Here is a 16,571-nt window from a genome sequence, read left to right as displayed (position 1 = left end):
CCCACGCCGGGGCTACGGGGCTACCCCTCCAGGACCGTGACGTCGAGCGCGGCCAGCCGCTCCGGGTCCTTGACGATGTCCAGCACGGCGATCCTCCCGCGCACGACCGTGAAGGCCAGGACGCTGGCGAGCCGCCCCTCGGCGAACACCACGACGCCCGCCGCGCCGTTGACCAGTGCGGGCTGCGCGACCCGGGCCAGGTGCCCGAAGCCGCTCGCCCCGGCGGCCACCGCGGCCGCACCCGTCGTGACGCCGGCCTCGGTCCTGGCCACCACGTCCGGGTCGAGGACGGCGACGAGCGCGTCGAAGTCGCCCTCGCGCGCGGCGGCCAGGAAGGCGTCGACGACCTCCCGCTGCCGGTCGAGGTCGGGATCGGGGGCGGGCGCACCGCCCTGGACCCGGCGCCGGGCCCGGCTGGCGAGCTGACGGGACGCCGCCGCCGTACGCCCCACGATGGGTGCGATCTCCTCGAACGGCACGGCGAACAGGTCGTGCAGCACGAACGCGAGCCGCTCCGCCGGGGTCAGCGTCTCCAGGACGACGAGCAGGGCGAGGCCCACCGAGTCGGCGAGCAGCGCCTCCTGCTCGGGGTCGACGCCGCTGACCGGGCTGAGCACGGGCTCCGGCATCCGCACGCCGCTCGGTACCTCAAGCGGCTCCTCGGCGCGCGACCTGCGGGAGCGCAGCATGTCGAGGCAGACCCGGCCCACGATCGTCGTCAGCCAGCCGCCGAGGTTGGCGACCTGGCTGGTGTCGGCGCGGCTGACCTTGAGCCAGGCCTCCTGCACGGCGTCGTCGGCCTCCGCGACCGAGCCGAGCATGCGGTAGGCCACGGAGCGCAGCTGCCCGCGGTGCGCCTCGAACCGCTGCGCGAGAAAGTCGCTGTCGCTGTCGCTGTCCTTCGAGGCGTCCGTCGAAAACCCGCTGTCCGTCATCGGTCACATCTCCTCGTCGCGGTCCGTCACAGGCATGACGTTTCGCGGGCGGTCGATGTGACGAGAGGCTCAGGCCCAGTCGCGCCCGGTGCGGCCGCGCTTGGTGTCGGAGCGCTGCTTCTTCTCGCGCAGGCGCCGTTCGTTGATCCCGCGGGGGATGCGGGTGGGCCGACGGGGCTTGGGCGGCGGGGCGGTGGCTTCGGCGAGGAGGGCGGCGAGGCGTACGGCGGCGGTCTCGCGGTTGCGCCACTGGGACCGGTGCTCGGAGGAGCGGACGGTGACGACCCCGTCGACGAGCCTCCCGGCCAGCCGCTCCAGGGCCCGTTCCTTCCACACCGGCGGCAGCACTTCGGTCTTCGCCAGGTCGAACCCGAGTTCGACCTGGGTGTCGCTGGTGTTGACGTGCTGCCCGCCCGGCCCGCCGGACCGCGAGAAACGCCAGATGAGCTCGGCCTCGGGCAGGGAGACGGAGCCGCGGATGAAGTAGGGACCGGGCATGCGTCCATGTTCCCGGTTCTGTCCGGTCCACGTCACCCTGTTTTACGGACCTTCGGGCCCCGACCTCGACCGCTTGGCAAAGAAAGTAAAGAGAGCCGGAACCTCGGGCACCCCTCTCGACGTTCATAGGGGTAGCTGTAGCTTCGTGCCGTACGAAGCCCATACGTACGGACAAGACTGCTCGTACGCAACGAGGGAAGGGACTCCCAACAATGGCTGTAAGCCTGTCCAAGGGTGGCAACGTCTCGCTCACCAAGGAGGCTCCGGGCCTGACCGCCGTCACCGTGGGCCTCGGCTGGGACGTCCGCAGCACCACGGGTACCGACTTCGACCTCGACGCCTCGGCCATCGCGGTGAACACGCAGGGCAAGGTCTTCTCGGACGCCCACTTCGTCTTCTTCAACAACAAGCAGACCCCGGACCAGACCATCGTCCACACCGGTGACAACCGCACGGGTGAGGGCGCCGGCGACGACGAGGCGATCAACGTCAACCTGGCAGGTCTCCCCGCCGACATCGACAAGATCGTCTTCCCGGTCTCGATCTACGACGCGGAGACCCGCTCGCAGAACTTCGGCCAGGTCCGCAACGCCTACATCCGCATCCTCAACCAGGCCGGCGGCGCGGAGATCGCCCGCTACGACCTGTCGGAGGACGCCGCCACCGAGACCGCGATGGTCTTCGGCGAGCTCTACCGCAACGGCGCGGAGTGGAAGTTCCGCGCCGTCGGCCAGGGCTACGCCTCGGGCCTCGCGGGCATCGCCCAGGACTTCGGCGTCACCGTCTGACGTACGCCGTCGGGCAAGCAGGTCCGACGAGGGGCCCGGCACACCGCATGGTGTGCCGGGCCCCTCGCGCTGTCTCCTGCGGTGTTCGCTATGGCCGCTCCGGCTGCCAGACGTACCGGACGTCCGGCTCCTTCTCCTCGTTGCGCAGCCCGTCCGTGCGTTCGGTCTCGACGAAGCCGTGCCGCTCGTAGAACCGCTGCGCCGCCCCGTTGACCTGGAACGTCCACAGTTCGAGCCCCTCCGGGCGCCGCTCCTTGGCCAGCGTGACGAACCGGTCGCCCAGTCCGCGTCCGCGCCACGACGGGTCGAGGTAGAGCTGCTCCAACTCCCCGTCGTCGAGCACCAGCAGCCCCACCACACCGGCCTCGTCGGCCGCCACCCATGTCTCGTACCGCGGCACGACCACGTACGAGAACCAGTCCCGCACCTCGTCGTCCGTGTGCGCGCGCCGCACGGAAGGCAGCGCGGCGCCGAAGGAACGCAGCCACACGTCGGCCGCCGCGCGCGCGTCGGAGTCCCGCGCACGACGAATGGTCAGATCATCGCTGTTCACAGCGGAGGACGATCGCACGTCACCGCCGAACCCGCACCCCGGTTTCGACCCACCGCCACCTCCACCGCCCAGGCGCCCGCGCCCGTTGGCTACCCTCCGCCCCATGCGCCTGGACTCACTCCCCCTCACCCCCGACCACGACATCCCGGCCCCGCTGCTCACGGAACTCACCGCGCTCTACGCCTCCCAGCGGGAGTTCCAGGCCCTGAGCGGCGACTTCCCGGACTCGGACGACATCCGGCCGGAGCAGGTCGCGGCCGCTCTCGCCGAGGAGTTGGCGAATCCGCACGTGGACGTCCTGCTCGCCCGCGCCGCCGGGCGGCTCGTCGGGGTCGCCATCACCCTCGCGCACCATCCCGACCCGGCGGATCCCGACCCGTGGATCGGCCTGCTCCTCGTGGCCGCGGACGAGCAGCGCAAGGGCTACGGCAGGGAGTTGGCGACCCTCGTCGAGAACCGCTTCCAAAGCGCCGGCCGGACCGCCGTACGCCTCGCCGTCCTCGACAACAACCCGAGGGCTCTCGCCTTCTGGACCACCCTCGGCTACGAGGTCATCGGGCACCGCAGGGACCTCCAACTGGGCCGCCCCTGCGCGGTGTTGCGCAAGTCCCTGTGAAGCGTTCGGTCAGGGACGGCTCGGCTTCCCCTCCCCGTACAGCCAGTCGTCCCAGATCTTCGTGAAGTCCTTGCCGGGTGCCGTCTTCTCGACGTAGGCCGTGAAGTCGGCCGTGTCCGCGTTGCCGTGGCGGTGGGCTGCGGCCCAGCCCTGGATGATGTCGTAGAACCTGGCATCGCCGACGGTCTCGCGGATCTTGTGGAGGACCATCGCACCGCGGTCGTAGACGGGCGGGTCGGAGATGTGGGCTGCGCCGGAGGGTTTCCCGGGCGGGAAGGCCCAGATGGCCTCGTTGTCCTCCTTCGCGTCGTAATAGTCGCCCTTGTAGAGGGAGTTGAAGATCTCGTCGGCCGTGTCGCCGTCGTGGTCCTCCTGCCACAGCCACTCCGCGTACGTGGCGAAGCCCTCGCTCAGCCACATGTCGCGCCAGCTCTTCGGGGTGACCGAGTCGCCGTACCACTGGTGGGCGAGTTCGTGGACGAGGGTGCCGGTGTCCGGGGCGCCGGGGAAGAAGGGGCGGTTCTGGGTCTCCAGGGCGTAGCCCGCGTCGTCCGGGCGGTCGACGATCGCACCGGCCGAAGTGAAGGGGTACGCGCCGAAGTTGTACTTCTCCCACGCCAGGATCTCGGGGATCTTCGCCAGCACCTTCGCGCTCGCCTTCACCTGGGTCGGGTCCACGGCGACGTACAAGGGAAGCCCGTCCTTCGTCGCCGAGCGGCTCACCTTGTACCTGCCGATCGCGACCGTGGCGACATAGCTCGCCATCGGCTCGGCGGTGTGCCAACGGAAGGTCGTACGGCCCTTCTTGGTCGACTCGCCTGCGGGCTCCCCGTTGGAGACGGCCGTCAGTCCCTTCGGCACGGTCACCGCGATGTCGTACGTCGCCTTGTCGGAGGGGTGGTTGTTGCCGGGGAACCAGGCCATGGACCCGGTCGGCTCGCCGAGGCCCACCGCGCCGTCGGCGGTCGGCAGCCAGCCCTCCTTCGAACCGTCCGCGTCGGTGATCGTCGGCGGCCTGCCCGAGTAGCGGACCGTCGTACGGAAGGTCTCGCCCTTGTCGAGGTCCTCGTGCGGGCGCACTGTCAGCTCCTGGCCGCTGCGGTTCCAGCGGGCGCCCCGCCCCTCGACGGTGACGCCGCCGACGTCCAGCCCCTTCAGGTCGAGGTCGAACGCGCTGAGGTCCTGGGTGGCACGCGCCGTGATCTCGGCGGTGCCGGTGAGCTTGTGCGCCTCGGGGTCGTAGGCGAGGGCCAGGGTGTAGTGCGTGACGTCGTAGCCGCCGTTGCCGGCCTTCGGGAAGTACGGGTCGCGGACGCCGGCGGCGCCGGGAGTGCCGTGCACACCACCGCCGCCGCATGCGGCGAGGCCGAGGCAGAGTGTCAGGGACACGGCGAAGGGAGCGGCGGCGGATGATCGGGGCACGCCCGTGATCCTAAGCGGACGGTTGCCCGGACTACGGATGTTCGCCCGATCTTCGGGTCATATGAACAGCGCGCCGGGCCGCGCCGTGGGCATCGGGCGCCCGTGACACCATCACCTACGTGCTCGACATCGGCTACGCCCTCTCCAACCGCTTCCCGGACCCGCCGCAGACGGACTACCGGCGCGCGGACGTCCGCACCCTGCGCCACGACCTGTTCTGCGGTGACGTCTACCTCGCTGACACCAAGGCGGACCGGGAGCTGTCCACAGCCTGGGGATGGGTGCCGGTGCTCGACTTCGCGTGGGCGCTGTGCGACATCGTCGAGCAGATCGACCGCGACCCGCGCGGCAGCCGGGCCTCCCGCCCTCAGCACGCGGAGCTCGACTTCACCGAGTCGACGGACCGCATGCTCTTCGAGCGCCGTTTCGGCTGGGTGGACGTCGAGGCGGACTGGATGCACCGGGACGAGGCGCCGCTGACCTTCTCCCACGCCGAACTCCGCCGTGAGGCCCGCGACTTCCTGCACGACCTGCTCGCGGACCTCACGGACCTGCACGACGACCTCGCCGAGAACCCGGCGATCTGGACACTCCAGGCGCGGTATCCCCGGGTGAGCTAGGGGGTGTTTTGAAAGTCCTGTGCGGTGCCCGCGGTGTTCGGTGCGTGCCCTCGGCGTGCCGGACGAAGGCCCTCGTACTGGACGTACTTGGGACTTCGGCCGGTGCGGCGAGGGTGCGTGCCGGGCGCCGCGGGTGCTGTGCGGGACTTGCAAATCACCCCCTAGAACCCTTCCGGGAGCCCTGTCCGGGGTGCGGGCCTCAGCGTTCGCCCTTCCTCAGGCGGAGCTGGGCGTGGATCGCCTTGAGGGCGTCGCCCTCGCCCGACTCGGGGATGGAGGGAGACAGGCCGCCCGTCTCGTCCGAGCCGTCCTCCATGGCGATGCTCACATGCGTGACGACTTCGATGCCGTTTCCGCTCGCCACCTCCAGCCGGAACTCACGGGCCTGCGTGACCTGGTAGCGCCGACTGTTCCTGGAGGACTCGTTCAGGTCCCCGCGCAGGGCGTTGCCCGACCGGTGGTTGGTGTGCGTGGTGAGGGAGACGATGTCGCGGTAGTAGTACTCGTACGTCTTGTCCTCCAGCAGTTCGCCGGTGACGAAGTCCCATGTGCACAGACAGGCGCTGAGGTGGGACTCGGTCATCGCGACCAGCACGGCCCGGTAGCGGGAGAAGCGGACGATCCCGTCCCCGCCGACCTGGATCTCGGAGTTGACGTCCTGCCCGTACAGCGGCACCAGCCGGGTGACCAGCTTCAGGCCGGAGATGTTCATCCGCTGGTGCGCGTGCTGGGCGACGAACGCCTTGTCCTCGTCGAACCACTGCGCGACCTGCGCGTCGGTGGGCCGCGGGTGGCTCGCCTCCCACGCCGTGTCGTACTCCTTCTTTTTCTCCAGGTACCGGCCCGCCGCCTTCACTCCGACGATCGCGCCCGCGACCAGCAGCACGAACCCGAGGAACGCGCCGCCGCCGGAGGCGGCGATCAGGGTGATCAGTCCGATGACGGCGCCACCGCCGCCGCCCAGCATGAGCGCCTGGTCGGTGCTCGCGTCCAGCGGTTCGGGCACCGGGGTGAAGTACTTCCGCATGAGCTTCGCGCGCTCGGTGTTGCGGCCCCGGGGTTCGCGGTGCCGGCCCGACTGCGGCAGCGGCGCCACCCCGACCCGCTCGACGAGGGCGCGCCACACCGCGGACTCCGTCGCCTCGACGAGCGTGACGATCTCCATGATGTGCCGTACGTCGGCGTCGTCGGCGGAGGCCATCAGTTCGCGCGGGGTCGGCGACTCGTACGCCCGTCCCTGGCCCTCGTAGTGGTCGTCGCGCAGGACGGCCCACAGCGCGTAGGCGTGCGGGCGGGCACCGGGTGCGCGCACGGCCGCCTGCAGCTGCTCCTCGACGGAGCGGACCGTGGGCCCGTCGACGGTGCGCGGGGTGCGGCCCGCGAGCATGGCGAGGGCGAGGTAGTAGCGCAGGTCACCGTCCGCGTCGCCCTGCTCGATCGCCTTGCGGAAGCGGGCCTCCGCCTCCGGGTACAGCCGGGCTTGCAGCGCCTGGATGCCGAGATAGCGGTGGTTCTCGTCCTTGCCGAAGTGGAAGTTGAACGTGTCCGCGTTGAACTGATTGCCGACGTGCTGCCCCTGCTGGTCGTAGCTGGTCATGCCTGCCCCCCGAACAACGCCCTGACCAGGCCTTCCGCTTGGCCGATGAGTGGCGCGAGGGCGCTCACACCGGCGAGCGCCGCGCTCAGTCGCTCGACCAGAACGGTGAGCCGACGCTTCTTGACCTGCTCGGCGGCCGGATCACCCGCTTCGGCGGCCTCGGCCCGCTGCGCCTCCCCGAGCACGCCGACCGCGCCCGCGTACGTCTCGTCGTCGATCCCCTTCTCGCGATGCAGCTTCCCCAACGCATCGAGCAGCTCGGCGAACACCTCCCGCAATGCCGCGTCCCCCGAACCGCCCCCCTGCACCCCTCCGGTCCCCCCGAAGTCCTTCACGGTCACCGTCTCGGCGTTGACCTGGTTCCCGACCGTCTGGCCCGTCTGATTGAAGGTAGCCATGCCGATGTTCCCCCCTGCTGTTCCCCTTGGTCACAGACGCCAGGAACGCGTGGTTCCGGGCGCCCGAGAACTGCAGAGCGTAATGGCAATTCATGCGACAAGCATTGAATTCAACTAAGCCGGTAAATTCTGTCAATAAGCCAAGAAAATGGACCGGAACAGCCGCCGAGTCAGTCAATTCAGATCGCTATGCGGATCACATCGCTGTGCGGCTCACATGCAGCCGCGGCTCGCTCCTCCACCGCGCAGGCCGTCACTCCTGACCGAGCGCCTCCACCCGCACCCCCATCTCCGCGGCCAGCACCGGCGCCAGGTCCAGCAGTTGGCTCGGGCTGATCACCGCCCCCGCCAGCCGGTCCACGCCGCGCGCGATCTCCAGCTCGGCCGCACGGCGCAGGTCCACGTCGACCAGCGTCGCCGCGCTGAGGTCGGCCCCCTTCAGCACGCAGTCCACGAACTCCACGCGCTCCAGCCGGGCACCCCCGAAGTCCGGCTCGACCAGGACGCACCCCTCGAAGACGACGTCCTTGAGACGGGCCCGGCGCAGGTTCAGATAGTCGATCTTCCCGCCGCGGATGAGCACCCGCTCCAGCACGGAGCCGTGCAGCTGCACCCCGCCCAGCCGGGCGTCCACCAGCTCGACGTCACGCAGCGTGGACTCGGCGAGGTCGGTGCCGACACCCCGTATGCCCGTCAGCACGGAGTCCAGCACGCGCGCGTGGTGCAGTCGCGTCTCGTCCAGCGCGCACCCTCTCAGCGCGCAGTCCATGAAGCGGGCGCCCCCGCCGTCCTGCCCCGCGAAGTCCGCCTCCTGGAACTCCAGCCCGTCGTAGTCCCCGTCGGGCTCCAGCTCCGAGCCGTCGTACGGATCGAGGGGCGGCAGCCGCACCTCCGGCCGCCGCGCCCCCTTCACCCTGGTCCCACCTGCTGCTCGCCTCACCATGCCCCCATGCTGCACCCCAGCACTGACAACCCGCCCTGACCTGCCCGTTCGCGGCCCATGTCACATTCCGGGTGCCGTAATCAGTCAGTACTGCAGGAAGGCAACGCATCCGGACGACAGGGAGACCCCCAGCCATGCACCGCATCACCGTCATCGGCGGCGGCTTCGCCGGACTCACCGCGGCCATAACCGCCGCCGAGGCGGGCGCCAAGGTCACCGTGTACGAGGCGCACCACACCCTCGGCGGCCGGGCCCGCACCGCCGAGGGGCCGTACCGCACGAACGAGGGGCCGCACGCCCTCTACAGCGGCGGCCCGCACTGGACCTGGCTCAAGCAGCGCGACCTGATCGGCCCGCTCGCGCCCATCCCACCCCTGGAGGCGGCCCGGCTCCGGCTGCACCACAAGGGGGCCCTGCGCCGCACCCCGCCCTTCGCGATGCTCAAGCTGCTCCGCCGTACGGCCCAACAGGCGCCCGTCGACGTCGACTTCATGACCTGGGCGAGCAGGCAGGCGGGCGAGGAGGGCGCCCGCGCCGCAGCGCACTACTCCGCCGTCGCCCTCTTCCACCACGACCCCGGCTCCCTCTCCGCGGCCTTCGTGCAGGAACGCCTGCGCCGCGCCACGAAGTTGCCCCCGGAGGCGCACTACCCGCGCGGCGGCTGGGCGAGCGTCATCGACAAGATGGCGGCCCGCGCCTGGAATCTCGGCGTCCGCATGGAGACCCTGTCCAGGGTCGACACCCTTCCCGTCGACCAGGGGCCCGTCATCGTCGCCACCTCCCTCGACGCCGCCCGCCGCCTCCTCAAGGACGACTCCCTCACCTGGACCGGCGGACGCACCGCCCTCATCGACCTCGCCGTCCGCACGCGCCGCGGTGACGCGTTCGCCGTCTCCGACCTGGACGCGCCCGGCTGGATCGAACGGTTCACCGCCCAGGACCACACCCTCGCCCCGGCCGGCGAGCAGCTCATCCAGGGCCAGTTCCCGATCGCACCGCACGAGTCCCGGGCGGACGGCATCGCGCGCGCGGAGCACCTTCTCGACCTCGCGTTCGAGGGCTGGCGCGAGCGCGTGACCTGGCGTCGGGAGGCCCTCGCGCAGGGGCGTACGGGCGCGGTCGATCCGCCCGGCACCAGCTGGCGCGACCGGCCCCGGATCGAGCGCGGCGACGGGGTGTATCTGGCGGGAGATCAGGTAGCCGCCCCTGGTGTGCTGTCGGAGGTGTCGTTCAACAGCGCCGTGGAGGCCGTGGCGCTGGCGCTCAGGATCCGGGAACGCCTTGACCTCAAGCGAGCTTGAGGTTGAAGAGTGGGCCTCCTGCGAACGAGGAACCGCCATCCGGCAACCGGGACCACCAAAGAGGGAGCCCCACCATGCACGCCGTCCGCCTGCACACCTTCGGACCGGCCGAGAACCTCACCTACGAGAAGACCGAGGACCCCGAGCCGGGCCCCGGCCAGGTCCGGATCGCCGTGTCCGCGGCGGGCGTGCACCTCCTCGACGCCGCGCTGCGCGAGGGCGCGCAGGGCCCGGCCCCGGCGCCCACCGTCCTGCCGACGGTCCCGGGCCGCGAGGTGGCCGGCACGGTCGAGTCCCTCGGTGAGGGGGTCGCCGACCTGTGGCTCGGCAAGCGCGTCGTCGCCCACCTCGGCTTCGCTCCCGGCGGCTACGCCGAGCTGGCCGTCACGAACGTCGAACGCCTGCATGAGATCCCGGAGAACCTCGACTTCGCCGAGGCCGTCGCCATGATCGGCACAGGGCGTACGACGATGGGGATCCTGCAGTTCGCGCCGCTGGGCCCCGCTTCCGTGGTCGTCATCCCCGCCGCCGCGGGCGGTGTCGGCACCCTCCTCGTGCAGTACGCGAAGCACGCGGGCGCCACCGTGATCGGCCTCGCGGGCGGCCCGGAGAAGGTGGCCCGTGTCCGCGCGAACGGCGCCGACCTCGCGCTCGACTACACCGACCCGAGCTGGGTCGAACAGGCCAGCGAATACCGAGGCCGGGTCGACCTCGTCCTCGACGGCGTCGGCGGCGAGGTCGCCGAGGCCGCGGTCGGCCTCCTCGGCCCCGGCGGCAAGCACCTGGTCTTCGGCTGGTCCGCCCAGGGCGTCTCCCAGGGGCGGCCCCTGCTGATCGACGGCGTGTCCGAGCAGGTACTCGGCCCCGTGATGCTCGGCAAGGCCGGCGGCCCCGACCCCGTACGCACGCTGGAACTGCGCGCCCTCACCGAGGCCGCCGCCGGCCGCCTCACCCCCGCCGTACAGCGCTTCCCCCTCGCCGAGGCCGCCGCCGCTCACCGGGCCCTCGAAAACAGGAACACGATCGGAAAGGTGGTATTGGAGCCGTGAAGAACCCATCCACGCCCAAAGATGCGATACGTACTGAAGATGCGACGCATTCCGATTCATGGTCTTCTGGCCAGGTGAGCGTCACCCGAACGGGCGAACCCGAGGGCGCCGACCCCCGCCGCTGGTGGGGTCTGGTGATCATCGCCCTCGCGCAGCTGATGGTGGTGCTGGACGCGACGATCGTGAACATCGCGCTCCCCTCCGCCCAGCGCGCGCTGGGCATGTCCGACGGCAACCGCCAGTGGGTCATCACCGCCTACACCCTGGCCTTCGGCGGACTTCTCCTGCTCGGCGGCCGCATCGCCGACCTCGTCGGCCGCAAGCGCACCTTCATCATCGGACTCATCGGCTTCGCCGGGGCCTCGGCGCTCGGCGGCGCGGCCACCTCGTCCGGCATGCTCTTCGGCGCCCGCGCCCTCCAGGGCGCCTTCGCCGCCGTCCTCGCGCCCTCCGCCCTCTCCCTGCTCACGACCACGTTCACCGACCCGAAGGAGCGCGGAAAGGCCTTCGGGATCTACGGCGCCCTGGCCGGCAGCGGCTCCGCGATCGGCTTCATCGCGGGCGGCCTGCTGACGGAGTACCTGAACTGGCGCTGGTGCCTGTACGTCAACATCCCCATCGCGGTCATCGCCGTCTTCGGCGCCCTCGCCCTGCTCCACGACCGCCCGGGCCACACGGGCGCCCGCCTCGACGTACCCGGTGCCCTGATGGGCTGCGGCGGCCTCGTCGCGATCGTCTACGGCTTCAGCGAGGCCGAACCGCGCGGCTGGAGCGACCCCCTCGTCGTCACGATGTTCGCCATCGGCGTCGTCCTGCTCTCGACCTTCGTGTGGTGGCAGACCCGGGCGCCGAGCCCGCTGCTGCCGCTGCACATCATCAAGGACCGCAACCGCGCCGGCTGCTTCCTGACCATGGGTCTCGCCGTCATCGGCATGTTCGGCATGTTCCTCTTCATGACCTACTACCTCCAGGTCATCCTCGGCTACTCGCCCGTGAAGACGGGCATGGCGTTCCTGCCCCTGACGGTCGCGATCATCATCGGCTCGACGCAGATCTCGGCCCGGCTGATGAACCATGTCGCGCCGCGCATGCTGATGGTCCCCGGCATGATCCTCGCGGCGAGCGGCATGCTGGTCTTCACCCAGCTCGAAGTCGACTCCTCGTACGCGACCCATCTGCTGCCCGGCCTGCTCCTGATGGGCCTCGGCATGGGCCTCACCTTCATGCCGGTGTTCGCCACCGCCACCGCCGGGGTCGCCCCGCAGGACGCGGGCGTGACCTCCGCGACCGTCAACACCTCGCAGCAGGTGGGTGGTTCGATCGGTACGGCGCTGCTGAACACCATCGCCACCACCAGCAGCACCGCCTACGTCGCCGCCCACCTCCGGGGCCCCGCCCACCGGGACCTGATCATCCGCGAGGGCGTGGTGCACGGCTACACGGTCGCCCTGTGGTGGGCCGTCGGCATCCTGCTCCTGGCCGGCCTGATCGCGGGCCTCATGGTGACGGCGAAGGCCCCCAAGCACGCGCCGGCGGCCGGGGCGCCCGTACCCGAGTCGGTGGGTTAGCCGGTCGGGGCAGGGGTGGAGCCCGCACAGGACTCCGCCCCTGCCCCTCACTCACCCGGGATCCGCGATCAGCGCAGCTTGCGTGCGTCGATCGCCCAGATGCCTCGCCCGTGCGTGGCCGCGTACAGCCGCCCGTCGGGGCCGGTGCGCAGTTGCAGCACGGCCGTCGTGGGCAGGTTGTCCCCGGCGGCCTTCCAGCCGGAGCGGGACGAGCTCCGCACCAGAACCCCGAGGTCGGTGCCGACCGCGACGGTCCCGCCCTTCAGCAGGGCCACCGAGTTGGCGGGCACGTCCGGCAGGTTCCCGGAGACGTCCTTCCAGCTGACCCCGCCGTTCTTCGTCTCGAACAGGTGACCGACACCCGCGCCCGGCCCCTCGGTCCACTTCCGGGAGAAGCCGTTGACCGCGAGGAGGACATGGCCGCTGTCGTCGGGGTCGATGGCGAACCCGGACAGATAGCGGTTGGGGACGGTCCCGTCCACCGGCAGCGTCAGCTGGTGCCAGCCGGTGCCGTCGGCGTTGCCGACCGCGATGCCCCGGGTGAAGCCCTGGTTGTTGCACGGGCCGCACCAGGCCGCGTACACCTTGCCGCCGGAGGAGGCGACGGCCGTGGCCGTGTGCCCCTCGCCCAGGTCGTACGCCCCGAACCACTCGCCACCGCTGCGGATCGCGTACCCGTGACTGTTGATCCACACGTGCCGGCCGCCCGCGACCCAGGTGTTCTTGTTCTTGATGTCGGCGTTCAGCGGGGCGATGAAGCGGGCCTCGCCGGTCGCGCTGTCCGGCGGCGCCACGGACCAGGAGGTCGCCTTCGACGGATCGGTGACCCAACTCCCGTCGTTCACCGCACAGTTGTTGGTGACCGAGACCGCCAGATACACGTACTCCTGCGCGATGTTGCAGCCGTTGGCCGGGTCGGCGAGCGAATCGCCGCCGTCACCACCGAAGTTGGAGCCCATCACCCGGTCGCCGGGACGCAGCATCGACTGCCCGTTGTCCTGCAGACCGCCGGTGATCGCGAGCCCGCGCCCGGCGGGATCGGCCCCGACGCCCACCGAGTAGTACTGCAGCGCGTCCATCGTGCCGTCGTTGAGCGGACGCCAGTCGGTGGCGTGGCCCTCCGCGTTCGCGGCACCGCTCACCGGCCGCCGGTAGGTGCCGCCGTCGTCGCCGACGATCACATACGGCTTGCCCCCGTTGCTCCCGATCGTCACCGCGTGCTGGTCGGGGTGCGTGGTGGCCGGGCAGTCGCCGCTCTGCTTCGAGGGGTCGATGGACCAGCAGGGGAAACCGAAGTTCCAGTACGGCCCCGGAGTCGTCCAGTGCGTCCCGCCGTCCTTCGTCTCGAAGACCTCCTCCAGACCCGCGTACACATGGTCGGGGTTCTTCGGATCGACGGTGAGGAACTGGTTGTACCAGGCCTGGATACCCGGCTGGTAGCCCGCACCCGTCAGCGCCGAGCCCGAGTCCCTCAGCTGCGCGTAGTCGGCGATCCTCGTCCAAGGCCCGGTCGGGGAGCCCGACTTGGAGACGAAGATGCCCTCCAGCCCGCTGTCCGGGTTCTCGGCCGTCATCTCCGGTGACTGATCGATGGCGTAGTAGCGCGAGCCGTCGGCGCTGCGCGCGAAGGTGACGTTGCCGACGTCCTCGCTGTTGCTCGGCAGGTCACCGAGACCGCTCAGCCGCGCCCAGCCGCCCGCCCCCTTCGCGTAGAACCCGTTGTACGTGTCGCCGCCGCGCCAGCCCACGGCGAGCACGACCTTGCCCGGGTTCTTCGGGTCGATCGCGATGTCGCTGGTGATGTTCTTGTACGCGGCGTCGGGATCGTCGTCCTTCGGGCCGCCGGGCAGGTAGTCGGGGTTGGGCGCGAACTCCAGCTTCCAGGCGCCCTTCAGGGACTTCGTCGAGTGGCTCCACACGCCGCGCGTGGTCGCCGCCCACACCTTGGAACCGGCGAACCGCAGCGCGTTGATCGACGTCGACTCCAACTCGTCGCCGCCGACCCGGTCATGGCGGCCGAAACTGCCCTTTCGCGGATCGGCGAGGACGTACACCCCGGTGCCGAGGAACGAGGTCGCGCTGGTGTTCGCCTCACCGGTGGCGTACCAGAGGCGGCCGCGGCCGTCGAGCTGCAGATCGCCGGTGGACAGGGCGGGCAGCCGGTCGGAGATGTTCGTCCAGTGCCCGCCACCCGAACGGGACCTGAAGACACCGCCGTTGGCGGAGCCCGCGTACACATACCCGTGGCTGTCGGCCGCGAGCCCGGTCACCCGCCCGGTGACCCTGCCCGCGCCACCGCTGGAGTTGGAGTTGATGTCGCGGTAGCGGGGGTCGTCGGAGTCGTACGGCAGCTTCGTCAGATCGCGCCAACTCCCGCCGGTGTGCGGAAGATCGGAGAGTTCGGCGTACGCCGCCCCGTAGGCGCCCGGCGCCACGATGCCCGGCGAGGTCCGCGCCTCGGCGTACTGGTCCGCCTGCTCGGCTATGTTCCCCGACTCGTCCTCGTCCTCCTCCCCCGGATCCTCCGCGAACGCGGACAGGCCCTTCTGCTGGTGCAGAAGGGCCTGTTGCCTGAGCGTTCGAACGCCGAAGGGGTCGTTTCCGCCGCCGGACGCCGCCTGGGCCTGCGTAACCGTCAGGCCCAGCGCGGCAGTTGCGGCGAACACCGCCCACGCGCGTCTTCTTCGTCGGCCACCTGCTGCCATGGTTCTGCCCTCCCCTGAGGAAGCCTTGGCGTACATGACACGAGCTGCCACACAGCTTTTACGGGAAGGGAGTTATGAGAGGTCTGTGAGACGGCAATGAGAACGCAAAGCTTGTCCTGAACCAGCCGCGCCACACGGCCGGGCGACCTCGGTGGCGCGCCCAGCGGGCTCAGTGCCGCCCGGCCACCCGGTCCGCCAGCCGTGCGAGCCGTGACGACTCCGCGCTGTGCGTGCTCAGTTCACGGCGGTCCGCCGTCCGATAGGTGGCGTACATGCCGTGCACGCCGAGCCAACGGAAGGGCTCCGGCTCCCAGTTGCGGACCTTGTGGTTCACCCAGGGGAGATCGGTCAGCTCCGTCGGCCCCGACTGCCCCGAGTCCTGCTGGACGAGGTCGCGCAGGGTGCGGGCGGCGAGGTTGGTGGTCGCGACGCCGGAACCGACATAGCCGCCGGCCCAGCCGAGCCCCGTGGAACGATCCAGCGTCACCGTGGCGCACCAGTCGCGCGGCACGCCCAGCACACCCGACCAGGCGTGCTCGATACCGACGCCGGCCAGCGCGGGGAAGAAGCGGACCAGGATCTCGCGCAGCGCCTCGATCGTCGCCGGCTGCGTCCGCCCGTCGTTGTCCGTCCGCGAACCGAAGCGGTAGGGGATGCCGCGGCCGCCCAGCGCGATCCGGCCGTCGGCGGTGCGCTGCGCGTACATGTACGCGTGCGCCATGTCGCCCAGCGTCTCCCGGCCCTCCCAGCCGATCGCCGCCCACTGCTCATCGGTCAGCGGCTCGGTCGCGATCATCGACGAGTTCATCGGCAGCCAGGTCCGCTTCTGCCCCTTGATCGAGGCCGTGAAGCCCTCGGTGCAGCGCAGCACATAGGGCGCCCGGACAGTGCCGTACGGCGTCACCGCGTGCTTCGGGCGGATCTCCGTCACCGGCGTCTGCTCGTGGATCGTGACCCCCAGCGCCTCCACGGCGGCCGCGAGCCCCTTCAGCAGCTTCACCGGGTGCAGCCGAGCCCCGTGCGGGGTCCATGTGGAGCCGACCGCGTCCGCGACCCGGATCCGCTCCGCGGTCTCCCGCGCGCCGTACAGCTCACGGTCCTTCTCGCCGTACGCCGACTCGGTCGCGTGGAAGTCCTTGAGCCGGGCCAACTGGGCGGGGGTGTACGCCACTTCCAGCACGCCACCCTGGTGGATGTCCGCGTCGATGCCCTCGTCCGCCGCAACCCGGACGACCTCGCCGACGGTCTCGTTCATGGCCTGCTGAAGGCGTACGGCGGCCTCGCGGCCGTGCAGCTTCGCGTACCGGTCACGGCCCGCGATGCCGTTGTAGAGCCAGCCGCCGTTGCGCCCCGAGGCGCCGTACCCGCAGAACTTCTGCTCCAGGACCGTGATCCGCAGGAACGGTGCCGCCTTCTTCAGGTAGTACGCCGTCCACAGGCCCGTGTAGCCGCCGCCGACGATGACGACGTCGGCGCTCGCGTCACCGGGCAGGGGTTCGCGGGGCGCGGGGATGCCGTCCTGCGCGTACCAGAAGGAGATTCCACCGTTGACGGTGGTGGCCGTGCTGCTCATGGCCC

Annotated in this window: 15 protein-coding genes; 6 read left to right on the top strand and 9 right to left on the bottom strand. The window is 70.8% G+C overall.

Annotation, left to right across the window (positions count from 1 at the left end):
• Positions 1–20: 20 nt before the first annotated feature.
• Together ACN6LB_RS00685 and arfB are read right to left on the bottom strand one after the other, a co-directional pair.
• On the bottom strand, positions 21–935 hold the full coding sequence (locus ACN6LB_RS00685; RefSeq protein WP_445024086.1) for a sigma-70 family RNA polymerase sigma factor: 915 nt from the start codon (positions 933–935) through the stop codon (positions 21–23).
• Between the two features lie 69 nt (positions 936–1,004).
• Positions 1,005–1,433, bottom strand: a complete 429-nt coding sequence (arfB, locus tag ACN6LB_RS00680; RefSeq protein WP_445024085.1) for an alternative ribosome rescue aminoacyl-tRNA hydrolase ArfB — start codon at positions 1,431–1,433, stop codon at positions 1,005–1,007.
• 212 nt (positions 1,434–1,645) lie between these two features.
• Here arfB and ACN6LB_RS00675 point away from each other — a divergent pair, with 212 nt between their 5' ends.
• Positions 1,646–2,221, top strand: a complete 576-nt coding sequence (locus ACN6LB_RS00675; protein WP_356143983.1) for a TerD family protein — start codon at positions 1,646–1,648, stop codon at positions 2,219–2,221.
• Positions 2,222–2,309: 88 nt separating this feature from the next.
• Here the strand turns inward: ACN6LB_RS00675 and ACN6LB_RS00670 are convergent, their stop codons facing one another.
• On the bottom strand, positions 2,310–2,774 hold the full coding sequence (locus ACN6LB_RS00670; RefSeq protein ID WP_445024084.1) for a GNAT family N-acetyltransferase: 465 nt from the start codon (positions 2,772–2,774) through the stop codon (positions 2,310–2,312).
• A 103-nt stretch (positions 2,775–2,877) separates the two neighbouring features.
• Between ACN6LB_RS00670 and ACN6LB_RS00665 the strand changes: the two genes are divergently transcribed.
• Positions 2,878–3,390, top strand: a complete 513-nt coding sequence (locus ACN6LB_RS00665; protein WP_445024083.1) for a GNAT family N-acetyltransferase — start codon at positions 2,878–2,880, stop codon at positions 3,388–3,390.
• A 9-nt stretch (positions 3,391–3,399) separates the two neighbouring features.
• On the opposite strand, the gene ACN6LB_RS00660 is transcribed toward ACN6LB_RS00665, so the two are convergent.
• Positions 3,400–4,812, bottom strand: a complete 1,413-nt coding sequence (locus tag ACN6LB_RS00660; RefSeq protein ID WP_445024082.1) for a M1 family metallopeptidase — start codon at positions 4,810–4,812, stop codon at positions 3,400–3,402.
• Positions 4,813–4,931: 119 nt separating this feature from the next.
• Here ACN6LB_RS00660 and ACN6LB_RS00655 point away from each other — a divergent pair, with 119 nt between their 5' ends.
• Complete coding sequence (locus ACN6LB_RS00655; RefSeq protein ID WP_445024081.1) at positions 4,932–5,432, top strand: hypothetical protein; 501 nt, start codon at positions 4,932–4,934, stop codon at positions 5,430–5,432.
• Between the two features lie 199 nt (positions 5,433–5,631).
• Here the strand turns inward: ACN6LB_RS00655 and ACN6LB_RS00650 are convergent, their stop codons facing one another.
• The 3 genes from ACN6LB_RS00650 to ACN6LB_RS00640 all read right to left on the bottom strand — a co-directional run bounded on the left by ACN6LB_RS00650 (position 5,632) and on the right by ACN6LB_RS00640 (position 8,370).
• The gene (locus ACN6LB_RS00650) at positions 5,632–7,029 is read right to left on the bottom strand and encodes a hypothetical protein (protein WP_356143991.1); all 1,398 of its coding nucleotides are present in this window, start codon (positions 7,027–7,029) and stop codon (positions 5,632–5,634) included.
• Positions 7,026–7,427, bottom strand: coding sequence for a hypothetical protein (locus ACN6LB_RS00645; protein WP_445024080.1), 402 nt, complete (start codon positions 7,425–7,427; stop codon positions 7,026–7,028). Before ACN6LB_RS00645 ends, ACN6LB_RS00650 begins: the two co-directional genes overlap by 4 nt.
• Before the next feature lie 253 nt (positions 7,428–7,680).
• Complete coding sequence (locus tag ACN6LB_RS00640; RefSeq protein ID WP_445024079.1) at positions 7,681–8,370, bottom strand: pentapeptide repeat-containing protein; 690 nt, start codon at positions 8,368–8,370, stop codon at positions 7,681–7,683.
• A 134-nt stretch (positions 8,371–8,504) separates the two neighbouring features.
• Here ACN6LB_RS00640 and ACN6LB_RS00635 point away from each other — a divergent pair, with 134 nt between their 5' ends.
• The 3 genes from ACN6LB_RS00635 (at position 8,505) to ACN6LB_RS00625 (ending at position 12,288) form a co-directional block, all read left to right on the top strand.
• Positions 8,505–9,671 carry an FAD-dependent oxidoreductase gene (locus tag ACN6LB_RS00635; protein WP_445024078.1) on the top strand — a complete coding sequence of 389 codons (1,167 nt, stop codon included), beginning with the start codon at positions 8,505–8,507 and terminating at the stop codon, positions 9,669–9,671.
• Between the two features lie 74 nt (positions 9,672–9,745).
• Entirely contained in the window at positions 9,746–10,720 is a 975-nt protein-coding gene (locus ACN6LB_RS00630) for a zinc-binding dehydrogenase (RefSeq protein WP_445024077.1), read from the top strand.
• A gap of 74 nt (positions 10,721–10,794) precedes the next feature.
• Positions 10,795–12,288 (top strand): MFS transporter, encoded by a 1,494-nt coding sequence (locus ACN6LB_RS00625; protein WP_445024076.1) that lies wholly within the window; start codon positions 10,795–10,797, stop codon positions 12,286–12,288.
• A 68-nt stretch (positions 12,289–12,356) separates the two neighbouring features.
• Here ACN6LB_RS00625 and ACN6LB_RS00620 read toward each other — a convergent pair whose 3' ends face one another.
• Entirely contained in the window at positions 12,357–14,993 is a 2,637-nt protein-coding gene (locus ACN6LB_RS00620) for a glycosyl hydrolase (RefSeq protein WP_445024075.1), read from the bottom strand.
• 169 nt (positions 14,994–15,162) lie between these two features.
• On the bottom strand, positions 15,163–16,566 hold the full coding sequence (locus ACN6LB_RS00615; RefSeq protein ID WP_445024074.1) for an NAD(P)/FAD-dependent oxidoreductase: 1,404 nt from the start codon (positions 16,564–16,566) through the stop codon (positions 15,163–15,165).
• Positions 16,567–16,571 lie beyond the last annotated feature (5 nt).

Source organism: Streptomyces sp. SAS_270, from assembly GCF_052543295.1.
This window is presented reverse-complemented; position numbering and strand designations above follow the sequence as displayed.

Excerpts from the sequence above, each read along its gene's own strand:
- ACN6LB_RS00685 (WP_445024086.1), bottom strand. The coding sequence starts at position 935 with ATGACGGACAGCGGGTTTTCGACGGACGCCTCGAAGGACAGCGACAGC.
- arfB (WP_445024085.1), bottom strand. The coding sequence starts at position 1,433 with ATGCCCGGTCCCTACTTCATCCGCGGCTCCGTCTCCCTGCCCGAGGCC.
- ACN6LB_RS00675 (WP_356143983.1), top strand. The coding sequence starts at position 1,646 with ATGGCTGTAAGCCTGTCCAAGGGTGGCAACGTCTCGCTCACCAAGGAG.
- ACN6LB_RS00665 (WP_445024083.1), top strand. The coding sequence starts at position 2,878 with ATGCGCCTGGACTCACTCCCCCTCACCCCCGACCACGACATCCCGGCC.
- ACN6LB_RS00650 (WP_356143991.1), bottom strand. The coding sequence starts at position 7,029 with ATGACCAGCTACGACCAGCAGGGGCAGCACGTCGGCAATCAGTTCAAC.
- ACN6LB_RS00645 (WP_445024080.1), bottom strand. The coding sequence starts at position 7,427 with ATGGCTACCTTCAATCAGACGGGCCAGACGGTCGGGAACCAGGTCAAC.
- ACN6LB_RS00640 (WP_445024079.1), bottom strand. The coding sequence starts at position 8,370 with ATGGTGAGGCGAGCAGCAGGTGGGACCAGGGTGAAGGGGGCGCGGCGG.
- ACN6LB_RS00635 (WP_445024078.1), top strand. The coding sequence starts at position 8,505 with ATGCACCGCATCACCGTCATCGGCGGCGGCTTCGCCGGACTCACCGCG.
- ACN6LB_RS00630 (WP_445024077.1), top strand. The coding sequence starts at position 9,746 with ATGCACGCCGTCCGCCTGCACACCTTCGGACCGGCCGAGAACCTCACC.
- ACN6LB_RS00620 (WP_445024075.1), bottom strand. The coding sequence starts at position 14,993 with ATGGCAGCAGGTGGCCGACGAAGAAGACGCGCGTGGGCGGTGTTCGCC.
- ACN6LB_RS00615 (WP_445024074.1), bottom strand. The coding sequence starts at position 16,566 with ATGAGCAGCACGGCCACCACCGTCAACGGTGGAATCTCCTTCTGGTAC.